The sequence below is a fragment of the Chitinophaga eiseniae genome (genome assembly GCF_900167135.1).
Classification (GTDB): Bacteria; Bacteroidota; Bacteroidia; order Chitinophagales; family Chitinophagaceae; genus Chitinophaga; species Chitinophaga eiseniae.
In genome coordinates, this window is record NZ_FUWZ01000003.1 from 957829 (window position 1) to 977156 (window position 19328).

Annotated in this window: 20 protein-coding genes and 1 pseudogene; 9 read left to right on the plus strand and 12 right to left on the minus strand. The window is 52.2% G+C overall.

From position 1 onward, the window contains the following. Positions 1-4 precede the first annotated feature (4 nt). From B5D63_RS22995 to nirB, 4 genes are all read right to left on the minus strand, one after another. Positions 5-1294, minus strand: coding sequence for an MFS transporter (locus B5D63_RS22995; RefSeq protein ID WP_200817072.1), 1290 nt, complete (start codon positions 1292-1294; stop codon positions 5-7). A gap of 19 nt (positions 1295-1313) precedes the next feature. Beyond that, on the minus strand, positions 1314-2630 hold the full coding sequence (locus B5D63_RS23000) for an alginate export family protein (RefSeq protein ID WP_078671177.1): 1317 nt from the start codon (positions 2628-2630) through the stop codon (positions 1314-1316). 79 nt (positions 2631-2709) lie between these two features. Continuing rightward, on the minus strand, positions 2710-3084 hold the full coding sequence (gene nirD / locus B5D63_RS23005; protein WP_078671178.1) for a nitrite reductase small subunit NirD: 375 nt from the start codon (positions 3082-3084) through the stop codon (positions 2710-2712). Positions 3085-3107: 23 nt separating this feature from the next. Continuing rightward, positions 3108-5606: a nitrite reductase large subunit NirB gene (gene nirB / locus B5D63_RS23010; RefSeq protein WP_078671179.1), complete on the minus strand. Its 2499-nt coding sequence runs from the start codon at positions 5604-5606 to the stop codon at positions 3108-3110. Positions 5607-5783: 177 nt separating this feature from the next. Between nirB and cobA the strand changes: the two genes are divergently transcribed. Then, positions 5784-6515 (plus strand): uroporphyrinogen-III C-methyltransferase, encoded by a 732-nt coding sequence (gene cobA / locus B5D63_RS23015; RefSeq protein WP_078671180.1) that lies wholly within the window; start codon positions 5784-5786, stop codon positions 6513-6515. A gap of 57 nt (positions 6516-6572) precedes the next feature. Here the strand turns inward: cobA and asnA are convergent, their stop codons facing one another. The 4 genes from asnA to B5D63_RS23035 all read right to left on the minus strand — a co-directional run bounded on the left by asnA (position 6573) and on the right by B5D63_RS23035 (position 9538). Continuing rightward, entirely contained in the window at positions 6573-7556 is a 984-nt protein-coding gene (asnA, locus tag B5D63_RS23020) for an aspartate--ammonia ligase (RefSeq protein WP_078671181.1), read from the minus strand. Between the two features lie 428 nt (positions 7557-7984). Further along, positions 7985-8275 carry a hypothetical protein gene (locus B5D63_RS23025; protein WP_078671182.1) on the minus strand — a complete coding sequence of 97 codons (291 nt, stop codon included), beginning with the start codon at positions 8273-8275 and terminating at the stop codon, positions 7985-7987. A 64-nt stretch (positions 8276-8339) separates the two neighbouring features. Next, positions 8340-8570, minus strand: coding sequence for a putative quinol monooxygenase (locus B5D63_RS23030; protein WP_078671183.1), 231 nt, complete (start codon positions 8568-8570; stop codon positions 8340-8342). Positions 8571-8602: 32 nt separating this feature from the next. Then, positions 8603-9538, minus strand: coding sequence for an SRPBCC domain-containing protein (locus B5D63_RS23035; RefSeq protein WP_078671184.1), 936 nt, complete (start codon positions 9536-9538; stop codon positions 8603-8605). Between the two features lie 138 nt (positions 9539-9676). On the opposite strand from B5D63_RS23035, the gene B5D63_RS23040 reads away from it, so the two are divergent. Further along, complete coding sequence (locus tag B5D63_RS23040) at positions 9677-10282, plus strand: 5'-methylthioadenosine/S-adenosylhomocysteine nucleosidase family protein (RefSeq protein ID WP_078671185.1); 606 nt, start codon at positions 9677-9679, stop codon at positions 10280-10282. 11 nt (positions 10283-10293) lie between these two features. Further along, positions 10294-10869: a thioredoxin family protein gene (locus B5D63_RS23045; protein WP_078671186.1), complete on the plus strand. Its 576-nt coding sequence runs from the start codon at positions 10294-10296 to the stop codon at positions 10867-10869. On the opposite strand, the gene xth is transcribed toward B5D63_RS23045, so the two are convergent. After that, the gene (xth, locus tag B5D63_RS23050) at positions 10870-11646 is read right to left on the minus strand and encodes an exodeoxyribonuclease III (RefSeq protein ID WP_078671187.1); all 777 of its coding nucleotides are present in this window, start codon (positions 11644-11646) and stop codon (positions 10870-10872) included. 156 nt (positions 11647-11802) lie between these two features. Here xth and B5D63_RS34735 point away from each other — a divergent pair. Together B5D63_RS34735 and B5D63_RS23055 are read left to right on the plus strand one after the other, a co-directional pair. Next, positions 11803-11915: pseudogene (locus tag B5D63_RS34735) on the plus strand (SMR family transporter); the annotation flags it as partial. Between the two features lie 75 nt (positions 11916-11990). Next, on the plus strand, positions 11991-12461 hold the full coding sequence (locus tag B5D63_RS23055; RefSeq protein ID WP_159456123.1) for a copper resistance protein NlpE N-terminal domain-containing protein: 471 nt from the start codon (positions 11991-11993) through the stop codon (positions 12459-12461). Between the two features lie 96 nt (positions 12462-12557). Here B5D63_RS23055 and B5D63_RS23060 read toward each other — a convergent pair whose 3' ends face one another. Beyond that, the gene (locus tag B5D63_RS23060) at positions 12558-13208 is read right to left on the minus strand and encodes a hypothetical protein (RefSeq protein WP_078671189.1); all 651 of its coding nucleotides are present in this window, start codon (positions 13206-13208) and stop codon (positions 12558-12560) included. A gap of 5 nt (positions 13209-13213) precedes the next feature. Next, entirely contained in the window at positions 13214-13726 is a 513-nt protein-coding gene (locus B5D63_RS23065) for an RNA polymerase sigma factor (RefSeq protein ID WP_078671190.1), read from the minus strand. A gap of 255 nt (positions 13727-13981) precedes the next feature. On the opposite strand from B5D63_RS23065, the gene B5D63_RS23070 reads away from it, so the two are divergent. From B5D63_RS23070 to B5D63_RS23080, 3 genes are all read left to right on the plus strand, one after another. Beyond that, positions 13982-15313, plus strand: coding sequence for a hypothetical protein (locus B5D63_RS23070; RefSeq protein ID WP_078671191.1), 1332 nt, complete (start codon positions 13982-13984; stop codon positions 15311-15313). Positions 15314-15390: 77 nt separating this feature from the next. After that, the gene (locus B5D63_RS23075; protein WP_078671192.1) at positions 15391-16368 is read left to right on the plus strand and encodes a 3-keto-disaccharide hydrolase; all 978 of its coding nucleotides are present in this window, start codon (positions 15391-15393) and stop codon (positions 16366-16368) included. Positions 16369-16496: 128 nt separating this feature from the next. Continuing rightward, the gene (locus B5D63_RS23080) at positions 16497-17246 is read left to right on the plus strand and encodes a metallophosphoesterase family protein (protein ID WP_078671193.1); all 750 of its coding nucleotides are present in this window, start codon (positions 16497-16499) and stop codon (positions 17244-17246) included. Here B5D63_RS23080 and B5D63_RS23085 read toward each other — a convergent pair. Next, positions 17229-18074: a helix-turn-helix transcriptional regulator gene (locus B5D63_RS23085; RefSeq protein WP_078671194.1), complete on the minus strand. Its 846-nt coding sequence runs from the start codon at positions 18072-18074 to the stop codon at positions 17229-17231. The two genes, B5D63_RS23080 and B5D63_RS23085, sit on opposite strands and share 18 nt — an antisense overlap. 65 nt (positions 18075-18139) lie before the next feature. Here B5D63_RS23085 and B5D63_RS23090 point away from each other — a divergent pair, with 65 nt between their 5' ends. Continuing rightward, a complete protein-coding gene (locus tag B5D63_RS23090) occupies positions 18140-19327 on the plus strand; it encodes an MFS transporter (protein WP_078671195.1) in 1188 nt (395 codons plus the stop codon). Position 19328: the final 1 nt, after the last annotated feature.

Sequence of the window (19328 nt, forward strand, 5' to 3'; positions counted from 1 at the left end):
ATCATCAGGAAATCATCACCGGCGCATCTTCTGTAGTCACAACACTCAGTTTCGCTTTCGGCGCAAACCGGGTAAAAAGTACCAGTCCGCCGACGGCCATGACCATTACGCCGATATAACTGAATGCTTCGATATACGTGAGATGGTCCGACTTAAACAAAAAGCCAAACAACATACCGCCGACGTTACCGCCGGCGCCTACGATACCATTGACCAGCCCGGCGTTGCGGCGGCTGAGAAAAGGCACGATGCCATAGGTGACGCCGTTGGCCATTTTCAGGAACAGGGCAAAACTCAGCATGGCTACGATGGCCATGCCCAGCGAGCCCGCGCGGGCAAACAACAGCAGGCCGGCGCCTTCCAGCAGCAACATGGCCGCCAGCAGCCAGCCCTTGCCTTTGATACCGGCTTTGGCGCCGGCTTTATCTGCCGCGATGCCTCCCAGCGCACGGGCAAAAAGGTTCATAAATCCGAAGATACCGGCCCAGAAACCCGCACTGCTTTGTGACAAATGGAAGGTATCCACGAAATGTAAAGCTGCCACATTATCAAAGGTGATCTCCATGCCAAAACACATTCCATAGGCGAGGGTCAGCATCCAGATACGCCAGTCACGCAGCACGCTCCAGTCAATGCTGTCCGCTTTGCCGGCGCGCGGCATCGTATCAAAGTTGCCTTCCGGCGTATCCTGTGTGTAGCGGTAATACAGCCATGCCACCCCCAGCATCATCAGGCCGGGCAGGATCATAGCGTAACGCCACGCCTCTCCTTTCGTATAGCCGAGACCGACGATAGCGGCAAAAATCAGCGGCATCACCATGTTGGTGACACCCCCGCCGAGGTTACCCCATCCGCCGGCAATGGCGTTGGCTGTACCTTTGATATTGGCGGCAAACATCAGGGAGGTATGAAACTGTGTAATGACAAAAGCGCCGCCTATGATGCTGATGGCTAAACGAAAAAGTAAAAAGGAAGTGTAGTCTTTTGACAACCCTACCAGGAAGACCGGCAACGAGCCCAGTACCAGCAGGCGGACGGCTGTTTTACGGGGGCCCCACAGGTCGCAGAGACGGCCGATCAGCAGCCGGGCGATGATAGTGCCTGATACTGAGGCAATCATGATATTGCCGATCTGCGCTTTGCTGAGGCCCATATCTTCCCGGATGGTGGGCATCAGCGGCGCCAGGCCAAACCATCCGAAAAAACAGACAAAAAACATCAGCCAGGTAATATGGAAGGTCCGCATCTGTACGGAGTCTATACGGAATATATTGAGTTTATCGAGCGCGGGCATGATAGTACTGTTTTAATCGTTATTTAATTCGCCATTCGGGATGGATATTGACGGTCACATATGCCCAGTTATTATTACCGGATGCATTGGCGACCTGCTTTATCTTCGCCAGGGACGGCGTGCTCCGGAAATGACTGTAACCAGCTTCAAAGGCGACCACACTGGTAAGTGTATACGTGGCCGTTATATCGGCTTCAGTGCCTAATCTTTTGTTATAGCCATCAATAGCGGCGGCGCTGAAGAAAGCATGTACGTCTGCGCCGGCCGTAAAACGGCTCCCCGCCTTCCACTTCACCCGGAGGTAATAATCCTGCAGGCCTTTACCGGCAAAGGGACTGGCCACATAGAAGTAGTCCATGTACCCCCAGAACTTATGCGGCGTACCATAGAGCGGATCAAAATCAGGCGTTGTAAAATCGGCCCCCAGCCCGGTGCTCAGCTGCCGGCTCCAGGCCTGTTGCAGGTACCCGGAGAGCAACGCCCCGCTGACCGTTTGCCCGTTACCGTTGGTACCGCCCTGGTAATAACCGGCGGCGGTCCACAGCAGACGGTCATGCTGACTGGTATAATACAACCCTGTCGTTATCCGGTTGTATACTCCTGCCCGCCACTTTTTCTGTGCAGGAGTAACGGTACTGTCTATCTGAAATGCAGGGAACTGGTCGGACAGGACAAGCAGGGACAGGCTTCCCTGTTGCAGCTTACGTGACACATATAAAAATTCCAGGCTTTTGTAAGCGGGACCGCCGTTGGTATTGGCGGCATAGTTACCGGGGGGCAAAGGGTTGTATACCGTTCCGGAGGCATTTTCCTTGTTCTGATTAAAAGCCAGTCCTGCGTGTGCGGTCCAGGCGCCGGTTTCATATTTCAGGAGGGCAGCATCATGCCGGCGGCCCTGCTGGAGCCAGTCGAGATTGCCCAACAACCGGCTGTCGTCGTACATGAGTTCCTGCCGGCCTATCTTCAGCGACAGGCGGCGGTTTTTCGATACGGTATCAGTCAGCAGTATTTCCGCCCAGGCTTCGTGGAGCATAAAGCCGTTATTATCCGGGGTGGTGGTGCGGTTAATGGTGGAGGCGTCCTGCCCCCAAACGCGTATATCCTGTACCGTGAGTCCCAGTTTGAGGCGGTAGCTGTTCAGTCCGGCCATAAGGCGGGTACGCTGGGAAGTAAAAAAGGCGGGGGAAGCGCCCCGGGTCCTGGGAGCGCCCTGCCCGTCACGCAGTTCTGTGCGGGTACGCAGCTGGGCGCCTAACGTAAACTGGCCATAGCCATGCTGCGACAGCAGCAGACCGGGTAGCATCCAGGGGATGCCGCCATAAAACCACTTTTTCATGTACCTTTGGTTGATTTTAATTGAGCCAATCAATATAAGATCAGGAACCCGGTCAGCCTGCCAGCTACCGGGTTTCGCTTTATACTGCTACCATCGCGGTTTCTTCACTGACGCCGATATACACCAGTCCGTCCGTAACGCGTACCGGGTAAACGGTCAGCGCGCATTCCCCCTCATCTGACAGGCAGCGCCCGTCGAGCAGGGAGAATGTTTTCTTATGGAACGGACAGGCCACTTTCGGCTCATCTTTTACCGTGCCGGTCATACCGCGGCTCAGCGCCATCTGTTTACGGTGGGGGCAAAGGTTTTGTGTGGCGTACCACTGGTCCTTGCGGGCGAAATAAAACAACGCGATTTGCTCTTCTCCGTATTTTACGCACACGCCTCCGTTGTGCGGCACATCCGACGCTTTACAAGCCAGGAACCAGTGAATCGTTGTTGATGAGATAGACATAGCAGTGCATTTTAAAGATGATATTATTTCCACTCTGCGGCTTTCTTCTGGTTGCGCAGGGTTTCAAATTTTACAGTAGGGTCTTTCTCTTCCGGGGAGTTGATGAAGTGGGAAAAGCGCCGGCGCAGTTCCGGGTTCTCTACTACTTCCCGCCATTCGCATTTATAGCTGTCCACCAGCGCCTGCATCTCTCCTTCCAGCTGGGCGCCGATACCGAGGCTGTCCTGTACCACTACGTTGCGGAGATAGTCGATGCCGCCATCCAGTTTGTTCAGCCAGGTGGCGGTGCGGGTCAGCGGGTCGGCGGTTTTGATATAGAACATCAGGAAACGGTCGATGTACCGGATACAGGTTTCGCTGTCCAGGTCCGCGGCCAGCAGCACCGCATGTTGCGGTTTGGAGCCGCCGTTGCCGCAGACATACAGGTTCCAGCCTTTTTCCGTGGCGATGATGCCAAAGTCTTTGGATTGTGCTTCAGCACATTCGCGGATACACCCGGAGACGGCCGATTTGATTTTATGCGGCGCACGGAGGCCGCGGTAACGTTCTTCGATGCGGATGGCGTAGCTAACGCTGTCATGCAGTCCGAAGCGGCACCAGGTAGAGCCGACGCAGCTTTTTACGGTGCGCAGCGCTTTGCCGTAGGCGTGACCGCTTTCGAAGCCGGCGTCGATCAGTTCTTTCCAGATCAGCGGCAGGTCGCTGAGATGTGCGCCGAAAAGATCGATACGTTGGCCGCCGGTGATTTTTGTGTAGAGGTTGTATTTCTGTGCGACCTCACCGATGGCGATCAGTTTCTCCGGCGTAATCTCTCCGCCGGGGATACGCGGCACGACCGAATAGGTGCCGCCTTTCTGGATATTGGCCAGGTAGCGGTCGTTGGAGTCCTGTGCGGTATCGTTGCCCTTGGCGAGGATCATGTCGTTCCACAGGCTGGCGAGGATGGAAGCCACCGCGGGTTTACAGATTTCGCAACCGTCGCCCTGACCGTAATGGTCCAGCACTTCATCAAAAGAGCGGAGTGATTTGATGCGGATGAGGTCCAGCATTTCCTGCCGCGAATAGGTAAAATGTTCGCAAATCACGTTGCGGATGTATTTGCCCTGTGATTTGAGGGTGGTGGCGATGATATCTTTCACCATGGGTGCGCAGCCACCGCAGCAGGTGCCGGCTTTGGTGCATTTTTTAATTTCATCAAACGATTCATGTCCCGCCGTTACCGCTTCGCAGATGGCGCCTTTGCTGACGCTTTCACAGCTGCAGATCAAGGCTTCGTCCGGCAGGGCGTCCACGCCGGCGCCGGCAGGGGTACCTTCTTTGGGTGGGCCCATCAGCAGGGTGGCGGGGTCCGGCGGTAAGGCCAGTTTGTTTTTCACCGTCTGCAACAGCATGTTATAGGCGCTGGCTTCCCCGATTAAGATGCCGCCCAGCAGTTGTTGCCCGTCAGGAGTGATGTCGATACGTTTGTAGATGCCTTTCAGCCGGTCTTCAAAGACGATGCTGTGGCAGTTGCCGGCGGGAGAAAAGGGATCGCCAAAACTAGCTACTTCCACACCGACGAGCTTCAGCCGGGTACTCATGTCAAACCCGGTGAAGGCTTTTATTTCACTGCTAAGGTGTGCCGCTACTACTTCTGCCATTTCATAACCCGGTGCTACCAGGCCATAGATCATATTTTGATACAGGGCGCATTCGCCAATGGCGTAGATAGAAGAGTCGGATGTCTGCAGTTGATCGTTCACCACGATGCCGCCACGGGGACCTGTTTCGAGGCCGGCTGCTTTTGCCAGTTCATCCCTGGGTTTGATGCCTGCCGATATCACCAGCATGTCTGTTTTCAGGAAGGTGTCGTCGGTGAACTGCAGGCCGGTGATATGATCTTCCCCGGTTATCTTTTTGGTGTTTTTGCTGGTCAGTACTTTCAGGCCCAGCTGTCCTAACTTCTCTTGAAGTAACAGCGAACCTTTGTCATCTATCTGGCGGGGCATGAGCCGGGGCGCGAATTCCACGACATGAATATTCGTCATGCCCAGGTCCAGCAAAGCTTTGGCTGCTTCGAGGCCCAGCAGGCCGCCGCCGATGACGGTTCCTGTGCGGGCATGGAGGGCGTACGCCGTCATCATTTCCAGGTCTTCTATGGTGCGGTAGAGGAACACCCCTTTTTTCTCCACGCCGGGTATGGGAGGTACAAAGGCGGCCGATCCGGTAGCCAGTACGAGGTAATCATATGTTTCCAGGATGCCGCTGTGGGCCTGCACCGTTTTCTTTTCCCGGTCGATGGCCGTTACCGGATCTGCGAGATGCAGCCGGATGCCTTGTTGCGCATACCATTCAGTGCTGGCCATTAAAAGCTCGTCCCCTGTTTTACCCTCGAACCAGGAGGTGAGATGTACACGATCATAGGCCGGACGGGGTTCTTCGCCAAATACGACCAGTTCGACAGACGTTTTCGCGGATTTGGCGAGCAGCTTCTCACAGAACTTATATCCGACCATGCCGTTTCCGATAACCACGATTTTCATTGGAAGAGATTTTGGATGGAATATTATATTATTATATAATTAATATGGTATTATTATTAACATTTACTACCATTTTCAACATCAATTCTTTCATAACAATGATGAAATTAATCGTTTTGACGTTATTTTTAAATAGTTTTATCAAAATTTATTCATATTAATTTATTTATAATATAAATGATAATTCCTTTTTTATCATTAGTAGGCGCTGGTCCGGGGGACCCGGAGCTGATCACCCTGAAAGCCATTAACGTGATCCGCCGAGCGGACGTGGTGCTATACGACGCGCTGGTACATCCGGCGTTGCTGGACTATGCGCCGCCGCAGGCGGTACGGCAGTTTGTAGGCAAACGTTGCGGCAGCCACAGCATGCCACAGGAAGAAATTAACCGGTTGATGGTAGAGATGGCCCGGCAGTATGGCCATGTAGTGCGCCTCAAAGGAGGGGACCCTTTTATTTTCGGCAGGGCAACAGAGGAAATCCTGGTCGCCCGGCAACATCATATAGGCGTGGCGGTAATTCCCGGCATCAGCAGTGTTACAGCGGTGCCTGCTTCGCAGATGATACCGCTGACGAGCAGGGGGCTGGCAGAAAGTTTCTGGGTCACGACCGGCACCACCCGTTCCGGCCGGTTATCGGACGATATAGCACTGGCAGCCCGCTCCAGCGCCACGGTCGTTATCCTGATGGGTATGCACCACCTTGAAGCTATTCTGCAAATCTTTATCCGGCAGGGCAGACAGCATACGCCGGCAGCCATCATACAGGAAGGTACCACGCCGCAGGCCAGCATGGTCACGGGTACGGTCGCCGATATTCAGGCACGCGCGCAGGCGGCGGCCATTGGTCCCCCGGCGATCATCATTATCGGAGATGTTGTGCCTTCCTTATCTTCGGAGTATCTATAAAAGCAAAGTCCCCGGAAGCATATGGCTTCCGGGGACTTTGCTTTTATAGTACATCGTTTACAGTTGACCTTCCGGCCAGATACCGGACTGCACATCGGAGATATGTTTACGTTGCAGCAGGAACATGCAGAGGCGTGACTGCCCGATACCGCCACCCATGCTCAACGGGTATACTTCATTCAATACATTGCTGTGAAACAACAATTCGCTGCGGTGGCCACACTCTTTCAGCGACAGCTGTTCACGGAGGGAGCCGGCGTCTACCCGGATACCCATGGAAGACAGCTCCAGCGCACTGTTCATAGCCGGGTTCCAGAGAATCAGGTCACCATTCAGACCATAGAAACCTTCTTCGTTGGCAGTGGACCAGTCATCATAATCCGGGGCACGGTCGTCATGCACCGCCTGGTCAGACAGCAGACCGCCGATACCCATGATAAACACAGCGCCATATTCTTTGGCGATACGGTTTTCCCTTTCTTTCGGCGTAAGACCGGGATAACGTTTCAGTAACGTTTCGCTGTCGATAAAGTACACCGATGACGGCAGGTCGAGCGACTTTTCATGCGCTTCTTCCAGCATGGCATTTGTGTCGAGGAGCGCCTGGTAGATCTGCTCTACCGTGTCTTTCAGATAACTGATACGGCGGTGTTCCGGGAGAATACGTTTTTCCCAGTCCCACTGGTCCACGTAAAAGCTGTGAATCGGCGACACCACCTCATCCGGACGGATAGCCCGCATGTCTGTCACAATCCCTTGTTCCGGCTCCAGGCCCAGTTCATACAGGCGCATACGTTTCCATTTGGCCAGCGACTGAACAATTTCCACAGAATAGGGAATGTTTTTCAGGTTAAACTTTACGGGTTTTTCCACGCCGTTGAGGTCATCGTTAAAACCGGTACCGGATTGAACGAACAAAGGGGCAGACACTTTGGTCAATGACAGCCGTTGGCTGAGTCGTGCCGGGAAATAATCTTTAATGAGGGATATTCCCTTCTCCAGCCGGAGGATATCGTTTGTTTTCGCAGTTAATGTGATCATCTTCTTAATTGGTATAAGATTGCTTTGGATATATTTCAATATTTAACACAAAACTATAAATATTCACTAACAAATAATCACATTGAAGAATATTTTTTCAATAAAAACAGGATATAATTAATAAAAAACCATAAAAAGTATGCAGATTTTGCATTTTTACTATACAGATCTTGTTAATATATTTTAATATTATAATTGTTAGATAAATACATATTATAAAAGTATTATTAAAAAAGAAGATCGTGGAGGAATGGTGGTCGACCTAGCGGAGGGATGAGGGATGAGGGATGAGGGATGAGGGATGAAGGTGAGGGATGAAGGTGAGGGATGGTGAGTCTCATAAAGATATAGCGATGGTTTCCGGGAAAACAAGACATGGTCGTAAAACGATAAACGCGGCCTCCGGTAGACGCCGCGTTTAATGCTCCTTAATGAATTGTAGCTTCCACCCACCTCTTCAACGCTTCCCGTTCCTCTGCTGTCAGTTTTACCTCACCGCCGAGCGGCATCCTTCCTTTTACAAACACCTGTTTATAAATGTCTTTGGCGTTTCTTTCCATGTTTCTTTCTTTGAAAATGCGGAAGGGATTATTGCGCACATGGCAAACATTGCATTTCGTTTGAAGCACCAGCAGGGCTTTCTGTTTGTCATCTTCCGGTGTGGCGTGGGCTTCATGAATGGCGCTCAACAGGGTAAAGAGTATGATCAGATATTTCATGGTCTTATTTTTACTCAAAATTACCTGTCGCCCTTACCGGAAAATAGAACAAAACCGTCAGGGTTTATTTTTTCACGGGCGTGATCAGCTTACCCGTATAAGCTTCAATAACACTGGCCAGCCACGCAGGCACCCGCTCCATAAAGCTTTTCAGCTGCGGCTGCTGCATGTGCCTATCCAGGTCCTCCTGTGAACGCCATACTTCATAAATAAAAATGGTACCATCTTTTTCTTCATGAATATTATATATCAGGCTACCGGGTTCCGCGCGGGTGGGCGCTACCAGCGCCAGCAACTCCCGGCGGGCGAAAAACGCAAGGCCTGCCTTTAAATCATCGTCTCACAACGTTGTTTTATCAGCCCCAGCGCTGTGCCCCAATAGTAATTAATATGCCTGTCTGTGGCGTACTTACCGGTATTGGTCTGCGTAAAATCCAGCATGATTCCTGTTTCCGCAGCATTCAGACGGAAGGTAACAATACCATAATGCTCCGGTTCATCCGGCCTCTCGGAGAGAGAGCTCCAATGGGTGTACGCCAGTAACCGCTCCGGTTCGAAGGCCAGTATCACCCCTTTGTTTTCATAAGGGAGGCCGTGCAGATCGCCGGTGAATACCAGCGGGCTGCCTGCTTTCCAGTCGGACTGAATATGCACCGGGGAATCCATCATCCACAAATTAATTTTTTCCGGGCTTGTCAGCATCTCCCATACCGTGGCCGCAGGCGCCTGAATAAACACCGACTTGTTCACTGTATTACCGGCAAATAACTGCGCGTCTATCCGTTTTTTCTGCCGCAGGTGGTGTTGCATATGCAGCGCAGCGAATCGCAGCCACTCCCCTGCCGTGAAATACCCCAGTCCGGGATGTTGTGTTTTCCCGGTGGCAGCATCCATATCAGCGGTACGGCATACTTCCGTAATCGCCTGCCGAATGGACAGTAGCCCCTGCCGCAACTGACCGATGCTTTCCGGTTGCGGTATAAAGGTATCGGTGGCCGGACCGGCAATCTGTACATCCGGAAACCCGTGGACCAGTATCTGCCGGCCTTCTTCCGTCATTGGTTCATCCTGATGCGCTGTACTCACCAGGGCGGTGGCCACCTGCTCTGCAAACCAACCGGTATCATCGATGATATGTACATATACCTGCCCGAGCGACCATGCCGCCGCCTTCGTGGGCCTGCAGATCATTTCCAGTGAATAATCGTCCAGAAAAGCTACCCATTGATCAAGGGTGTCATTAAATTCTTGCAAAGCGTCCATAGTATGTTCAATGTAAGAAAATCACGGCAATAATGCGGTATCCCACAGGTAACCACACCCTCAATATACCTCTCTGCTACCGCATTTTAACGTAACTTTGCGGCAACTTACTATTACCACCACAACCGTAGAATATATATGATCCATGGACCGTCGGCACAGCCGCAACACATCACGAGCCTGTTGAACCAGCGACCGCTTTTTGTTTTTGCCCTCAGCTCGGAAGCAGCCGAAGAATTCAACGACGACAATATCCTGATTGCAGGCATCGGAAAAGTGAATGCCGCTTTTAACCTGACGAAGAAGATACAGGAAGAAAGACCCGGCCTGATCGTTAATCTCGGTTCTGCCGGCAGCTGCACCTTCAAACGTGGCGAGGTGATATGCTGCAACCGGTTTATTCAACGGGATATGGACGTCACCGGCCTTGGTTACCGTAAATATGAAACGCCTTTCTCCGATCTGGGGCCCGTGCTGGAATATGGCTTTCAGCTGGACGGTTTTCCCTCAGGCATCTGTGGTACCGGTGACAATTTCGAGACTGCGCACGTCGCCGCCGATTACAACGTTCTCGACATGGAAGCATATTCCCTCGCGATGGTAGCCATGAAAGAGCATATACCTTTTCTGTGCCTGAAATACATCACGGATGGCGCCGATGGCGGCGCCGCAGAAGAGTGGACCGTACAGGTACACCACGCCGCCGCCGCTTTCCGGAAGATTATCACAGGCCTTCAACAATAAAAAATGAAGTAATGAATTTTACAGATTATTTGCAGCTGTTTGAAAACATCCTGCAAGACGCAGACCCGAAAGCACCTTACAACAATCCGGATTATCTCAACTACACCAAACTTAACTGGTCCAGGCAACAACGCTGGCTGAAAACCGGCGTTATTACCGACGCCATGGCCACCGCCGTTAAGAACATCACCACGCTGCAACAGTGGGTGATCATCACCGAACCATGGTGTGGCGATGCCGCGCACATTGTTCCGTTTCTGTATAAAATCGCTGCGTTAAATCCACTGATCACAATAGACATTCAGCAACGGGATACGGCCCCTTTCCTGATAGAGCAATACCTTACCAACGGTACCAAGTCCATCCCCAAACTGGTCATCCGTGACGGCGACGGTAACGACATGGCCATATGGGGCCCCAGACCGGCCGGCTGCCAGGTATTGTACAACAAACTGAAAGAAGAAAAAGCAGATTTCGAACGAATGAAGATCGAATTGCAGCAGTGGTACAATGAAGACAAAGGCAAAAGCTTACAGGCGGAGTTGCAGGAAGTGCTGACGCAGGTACAGAAAGTCAGCCTCGCCTGATTACGCGCCTTTTAGTTCCACCCATACCGGTGCATGATCGCTGGACTTCTCCCATCCCCGCACGTGACGGTCGACACCCGCCGCTATCAGGCGTTTGTCTACTTCGGGACTGAGCAGAAAATGATCAATCCGCAGGCCGGCGTCCCTTTCATAGGCGTTACGGAAGTAATCCCAGAAAGTGTAGATCTTCTGGTCCGGATACAGCTTGCGGATGGCATCTGTCCATCCCTGTTTTACCAGTGTATGGAAAGCCGATTTTACTTCCGGCCTGAACAGCGCATCGTCTACCCAGCGCTCCGGCTTATACACGTCGAGATCGGTAGGCATCACATTATAATCGCCGGTAAGGATGACCGGTGTTTTTTGCGCAAGCAGTTCCTTTGCGTGGTCTGTCAGCCGTTTGAACCAGCTGAGCTTATAATCGAATTTAGGCCCTGGCGCGGGATTACCGTTGGGAAGATACAGGCACCCGATCAACACGCCGTTGATGGCCGCTTCCATATAACGGCTGTGCACATCTTCCTCATCTCCCGGCAGCGTTCTCCTGATTTCCTGCGGCACCCCTACCTTCGACAGGATAGCAATACCATTCCAGCTTTTCTGGCCATGCCATATCACATCATATCCCGCTTCCCGGATAGCCGATTCGGGAAACTTCTCCTGCGGCGCTTTCAGCTCCTGCAGACAAGCCACGTCGGGCGCAGATTCTTTCAGCCAGCGTAGCAGCACCGGCAAACGGGCATTGATACCATTGACATTATAAGTAGCTATTTTCATGGGAACAGGTCTTGGTTATCTATCCAAGTTAATTAAAAATCCGGTAAGCCAACGCCGGAACTGCCCTCATCAAAAACCGTCCGTCTGACCGTTTCTCCTCCTACAAAAATTTTTTCTTCGGGACGCTTCTGCTATTTTAGCTGCAAACCATTGCTGATGAAATATCTACTGCTGCTGATCGCTATAATTGCCGAGGTAATCGCGACTTCCGCCCTGAAGGCTTCCGAAGGTTTTCCCGCACATGGCCTTCTATCCTTGTGGTTGCCGGATAAAATCTTCCGTTCACTGAGTATCCTCTTCAAACAAACCCGGGCGTACTGCTGTTAATGCTAAAAAACTGCCGTATGCAAAAAACACCTCTCTTCCTGCTGACCTGTATGGTAGCCATCGCTATATCGGTGGGCTGTAACAATAATACCACCACCAACCAAAAGGAGATGCCAGACTCCACCGCCCCCATGCCAGTGCCCCCGCCTGCTACCGCCGCTTTTAACGCCGGCACTTTCAAGGGCACGATTCCCGGTGGCGCGCAGAAAAGGGACGTATCCATCACTTTCAATGCAGATTCCACTTTCAGCATGAAAGAAAGTTATCTTTCCAAAGAAGGCAAGCCCGAACACCAGATGGACAATACCGGTAAATGGAGCTATGACCTCCAAAACAAGATGATCATCCTCGCTTATAAAAACCTGGCTGACCGGGGCACTACGTTCTCTGTCATTGACGACAACACCATCCAGCTGCAGGACCGCTCCATCCAGGCTGGTCAACCGGAACAAACCGGCGGCCCTGAATACAACCTGCGTCGCCAGTAACTGTGATTTCCAGGATTATCACTGATTCGCCTGATGATGACGAAGATCACGTACCAGCCCTGTTTAGTGAGACGATGATCAACGTAGTAGCCCTGTTTATCTTCCTTCCCGGAATGTTTTGATTTCTTCCAGCATTTCCATGGAGCGGATAACGGGTGTCCATTCTTTTCCTTCAAAGAGCCACCGGAACCATCGACGGTCCCTGTTTTCATAACGGATATTCCGGAAAAACCAGATCGCCGCGATGGCAAAACCAGTCGTCACGATCCCCTGTACTGCCAGCAACCAGCTGTTTTCTTTCACAAACATGCCTGCGTGAAGATAAAAGGTCGTCCATACCGGCAGTTGCAGCCACAACAAGCGGGCGCACCACAAGGTGGAGGACTTCAACCGGGACAGTTTTTCCTGTGTGTCCAGCACCGGTCCCGAGATATCTATCTGTTCTATCAGCAGTAATTGATAAAGGTAAATGCCGATAGCCGCTGTAGTGAGGAGGGACTGAATACCCATAGATACCAGGAAAAACGGGCTGGCGGTATAAAACATGCTGACCAGCAACGTGTCAATAAAAGCGACCCATAAAATGCCCGCCAGCAGGGCAAAGTATTTAATAGGTCTCATAGAGGCGAGAAACGAATGGATTTTAATGCCGGTAATTTCTGCTGCGTTTTTTTTGTTTAACAACAGGTTTTCTGCCAAATGCTTTTCGTACGATTTCCAAAGGTGAATGATGTCTTTGTCTTCCATGACGGTTACGTTTTAATACGTGAAAATTGCTGCCTCAGTAAGTCTTTGATCCTGCCAATCTTCGTCGCCACATTAGTCACGGAAATGCCCAGTATTTCCGCAATCTCCTGATGGCTTTTTTCTTCGAGGTATAATAGTATCAGCGCCCGGTCCAGCTCCCTGAGGTCATGAATAAACCGCTGCAGCCACTGCAGCCGCTCATCCGGTTCTTTCGCCTGCCCGGTGTCCACCATCTCCAGTACTGCTGTCTCCAGCCTGTCCGTCGCCACCCTCCGGCGGGTCTCCCGGCGGTAAAAAGAAATGGCCACATTCAGCGAAATCCGGTATACCCAGGTGCTATACTGCGCCTGGCTGCTGTCATAATGCCCAAATGCCTTCCATAACTGTATAATAATCTCCTGGACCAGGTCTTTCCTGTCCTCCTCCTGCCTGCACCAGGCGCCGGCCACCTTATAAATGATGCCCTTGTGCGCCTCCATGACGGACAGGAACTGGTCTGTACTAATAGCTGCATCCATTGGTGAAAATGTTACTGTCTAATTATTCGCCGAAAGAAGAAAAAAATCACAGGACAGGCTGCTTTTTTTTCGGAAGGGGGCCAGCAACCGGGATGTTAATCCGTCGTTAATCGCTGATTTTTAGGGAGATCAGGAGAGATGAAGCCTTGTTTCTGCTGTAGTATTGCAGTAACATGACGGAGACCGCACCATCGTCCCGGCCATGCCACACCGGCCATCCCGGCTTCAACCCAAGTTACAACTAACCTGATTGTTATGAGAAACGCAACTTTACTTCTACTCACTATTTTATGGTACACCCCGTACATCGTCGCACAAAACAGGGACATCAACTCCACAGGGCTATATATACACACTGATAAACACATCTACACACCGGCGGAAAAAATATGGTTCACCGGCTACCTGCTCAACATCCGCGCCACCGACACCATCCCTTACCATACCCTCTTCGTAGCCCTCATCAACCCTATTACCCGCAAACCGGTACTGAACGAACGTTTCGCATTCGACCGCGGCGTCGCCAAAGGCCTGCTGCTACTGCCGGACAGCCTTCCGCCCGGCGACTACGCCCTCGTCGGCTACACCAACAACTACATCGCTGACAACCACGAACAGGAATTCCAGCAATGGATATCAGTCCGTAAACCACATCAGCCTCCCTTTAAAACCAGGAAAACACCGGCGGATACTACGCGTACGGCTACACTGAAAATACCCGACTCCAATATCTGCATCCGGCTGGACACAGATTCAACCACTTATCGCCAGCGAGGCCTGGTCAACTGCCGCGTGGAACTGACCGACACCACCGGCAAACCCATTCAGGGACTGTTCTCCGTAGCCTGCGTCTGTGAAAAACGACTGCGCAAACACGATAAATGGGATATCTGCCATTATTATTTCATTGACCAGTACCGGCTTCCCGCTTCGATAGACCTCTCCACGGCACAGCAGGAGCTCAACCCCGTCAGCGGCTTCGTCACCAAAGGATCTAAAAAAGTAAAGAAACCCATCCCCCTGCTGCTAATGAAAAACAATGAAATGATTACGCTGAAAACCAATAAGGACGGCGTCTTCTGCCTGAACTCCTACCAACTCATCACCACCCCGGGACAACCGGACGCCATTCTCAGCGTAGTGAAAGGCAACCAGTCAGAATTTAAAATCAATTTTCTGAATGATATTGAAAGAGTCAATCATCAACTGGCTAAAATTAACTACCCCTACACACCGGAAGACATGGCCGACAGCACCATCTTCATGCCTGAAGAAATAACTGCCATGGATGTCTCCGCCCAGGCACCCCCGGCGCCCAAAATGCCTGTCCCCCAACAGGAACCCGGCTATGTAAAAAAAGTAAAACCGGTATATACCCCTCCCGAATTTCAACAGGCCAGCGATACCATCGCCACCCCTAACTTCAGCAGCACCCTTTACTGGAACCACCTTATTAATACTGATGAACAGGGCCACGCTAACTTTACCTTCCGGCTCAACGATCTCCCCGGCGTCTTCGTCTGCGTGATCCAGGGCATCTCCACCATGGGCGTCTTCAGCAAATACCTGCGGTTCGTAGTAAGATAGGCATTTGTAAAAAACCGAATTACGCGCTATCTTGTTCTGCTGATAGATTTCACGAATCAGCTAAAAACAAGATACATATGCGCAGAAACATCCTGGTACTCGGCATGAGCGGCTTATTAACACTGGGAGCCATGGCTCCGGCAATGGCCTCCGGCCGTACGCAGCCCGGCACCACCCAGGCACCCGCAGACGCCAAAGCACTGATCGGCCGCTGGGACATCACCATCGACGAAAACGGCAAACCCGCCCCTTCCTGGCTGGAAGTAAAGCTCTCCGGCTTCAAAACCCTCGTAGGATATTTTGTAGGTACCTCCGGCAGCGCCCGCCCTGTCGCCAAAGTAAACTTCGACAACGGTAAGTTCAGCTTCTCCATCCCGCCACAATGGGAAGGCGGCAACCAGGACTTCCTCATCGAAGGCGAACTGACCGACGCCGGTATCCAGGGCACCATCACCACCAGCGAAGGCAAAAAATACAATTGGAAAGGCGTGAAAGCGCCCTACCTGAAAAAAACCGGCGCCGTAGCCTGGGGCAAGCCCATCAACCTGTTCAACGGTAAAGATCTCTCCGGATGGAAAGCTGCCGGCAAAGAAAACCAATGGATAGTGAAAAATGGCATCCTCACCAGCCCTCACTCCGGCGCCAACCTGGTATCGGAACAAAAATTCACCGACTTCAAACTGCACGCTGAATTCAGATACCAGAAAGGCAGCAACAGCGGCATCTACCTGAGAGGCCGGCATGAAGTACAGATAGAAGACAGCCACCCGGACACCCACCCGTCCAGCGTGCTTTTCAGCGGTGTATACGGCTTCCTCACCCCCAGCGAAATCAACGCCCTCGGACCAGACACATGGCAGACCTACGACATCACCCTCATAGGACGTATGGTCACCATCGTGGTAAACGGTAAGACCGTGATCAACAACCAGGAAATCCCCGGCATCACCGGCGGCGCACTGGACAGCAACGAAGGCGAACCCGGACCAATCTACATCCAGGGCGACCACGGGCCGATTGAATTCCGGAAACTCGTGATCACCCCCGCTAAATAGGATTTACGATTTTTTGATTCAGGAATTTTTTGATTTACGATTTTTGGGATTTACGATTTTTGGGATTTGAGGAAACCTTATATCCCCGACATCCCTAAATCGTAAATCAAAAAATCCTCAAATAAAGGATGATGAAAATAGCCGTTATCAGTGATATCCATGGCAACCTGCCCGCCCTTCAGGCGGTACTGGAAGATATTTCCCGCTATGGCGCCGATCAGATCTACTGCCTGGGCGACCTCACCGATGCCGCTCCCTGGCACAATGAAGTCATAGCACAAATCCGCTCCCTGCGCATTCCCACCATCATGGGCAACCATGATGAACGCATCGCCTACGATCTGCCGGTAAAGCCGCTGGCCAAACACGGCCCGGAAGAACGCGCCGCCCGGCTCACCGCCATCGAATTTACCCGCAATACCATCACGGCTGACCATAAACTGTTTCTGCGCACGCTGCCTTCCCTGCTGCACCTCCGCTTTGGCCAACACCAGCTGTTGCTGGCACACGGCAGCCCGGAAAGTAACGAGACCTACCTCTACGCCGACCATCCGGAAGCCGACCTGCTGCACATGATGGAAAAAGCCCACGCAGATGTTCTCATCATCGGCCATACACACCTATCGTATATCCGCACCATCGGCAACGGACAGAAAATGGTGATCAATACCGGTTCTGCCGGACGTAGCAAGGAAGCCGACAGACGGGCATCCTACCTCCGGCTGGAGATATGCGACCCGTACGCCGCCACGCTGCCGGAACTGTTCCGGGCAACCCTGCAAAAAGTGGAATACGATATGGAACTAACGACAATGGGTATACGCAACAGCCCCGTGCCGGATTTTTATGCCGACTTCCTGTCAGGCGTCCTTACCTGACTTTAACTGCGTGCGGTAAGAACGGGGATTGATCCCCTTCATTTTACGGAAGAATTTATTGAGATGACTGAGGTCGCCAAATCCATACTGGCCGGCAATCTCTTTAATACTCATATCACTGTAGCGGAGCTTATTTTCTATCTGCCGGCTTTTGTATTCGTTGATATAATCACGGACAGAGACGCCCAGTTCCTGTTTAAACAATCCCTGCAGCCGCGCCTTTCCCATCTGCAGCGCCGGCGCCATCACTTCCTGCTGTAATTGCTCCGGACTGGCAATATGTGTATGGATATAATGCATTGCCTGTGTGAGCGCCACGGAACGCTGCGGCCCCTGCTCCGCTTCTGTCAGCAGTCCCGCCAGCAACGCCAGCACACCACGTATCAGATGCAACACCCCTTCATTGGAAGGCACCGGTTGTAATTGCCATTCTGCTGCAATCACCTCCATCACATGACCGATGCGGACCAATGCATCTCTCACCACCACCGGTATGCCATGCGACCGCGTCGCGATGATCAGCTGCTGGAAACGCTGCTCCCACAACGCGACGGCTGCCGGCGGCAACTGTTGCCCGAGGTATACATTGGTAAACTTCAGTACCGTATATTTCGACGCTTCTTCAATGTAAAAGATATGCTCGTCTTCCGGCGCCAGCGCGTAACAACAGGGACCTTCATAACGGAAAGTCTCCCCGTTGAGCCGGTGTTCACCTCTTCCGTGATGAATAAATATCAGCTCAAAATGATTGTGGTTGTGCAGTTCAAAGGGCCACTCCCGTGTCTGAAAGTGCCGGATAAACAAGTCGTCGTGCTGGATCAATCGCATTTTGATACAAGTAATATCCTCAAAAGTACAAGTTTTCCGCAGCCCTGCCAATGTAGGTTTGTAAGATGAAAACAACGCCTTATCATCCTTTCACGATCCCGCTGATGGCTATATCCGCCGGGGTGACCGTGGCCAACATCTACTACAACCAGCCTATCCTGAACGATATCAGCGCCGCCACCGGCGCCACTGCCGGCGAAGCCGGGAGAGTATCTACCCTGGCCCAGCTGGGATATGGACTGGGCATGTTTTTTATTTTGCCGCTGGGTGATAAAGTGGACCGGCGAAAACTGATCACCGGGCTGACCAGCCTGTTGTTTGTCTCCCTGCTGCTACTGAGCATGGCCCGGAGCATACAGCTCATCTGCCTGCTCAGTTTTTTTGTAGGCATCGGTTCCACGCCCGCGCAGATACTGTTGCCGATGTCGGCCACCATCAGCACGGGCGACAGGGGCAAGACCGTGGGACGGGTATTTGCCGGCATCCTCATCGGCATTCTGGGCGCCCGTGTGGTAGCGGGCGTTGTATCCGATCTGCTGGGCTGGCGGTATGTATTTGCCATATCCGCCTTGCTGGTACTGACCGTCACCATCCTCCTGTATCGTTACCTGCCGGTGATACCGCCGAAGTTCCGTGGCAGCTACCCGCAGTTATTATCCTCTACCGTAAAACTAATTGGTGAATACAGTGTCTTACGCCAGGCGGCGTTGCTCGGCGCTTTTACATTCGGTACTTTCTGTTCCTTCTGGACCACGCTGACCTTCCACTTAAGCGCCGCGCCCCTGCACTATTCCGCCTCCCGCATTGGCCTCTTTGGCCTGATCGCCATCGGCGGTGCGCTGGCCGCCCCTGCTTTCGGCAAGCTGGCAGACAAAGGGCAGGTATACAAGTCCCTGCTGCTCACCGTATCGATGATCATTGTCAGTATCCTGTTACTGAAAATATTTCCTCATTCCGTCATCATGCTGTCCGTCAGCATCTTCCTGCTGGATGTGGGCGTACAGGCCACACAGATCACCAATTTCACCCGGATATACAGCCTGCATGAACATGCCCACAGCCGGCTGAATACCGTGTACATGACCGCTTACTTTATGGGCGCCGCCATCGGCACCTCCTGCGGTGTAGCCGCGTGGCAGTATGGAGGCTGGGACATGGCCACCTGGCAGCTGCTCATATGGAGCATCATTGCATTAGGCATCGTAGGATGGTCTGCCAATACGCAGCTCCGCATGGCGCCGGCCAAACGGTGAT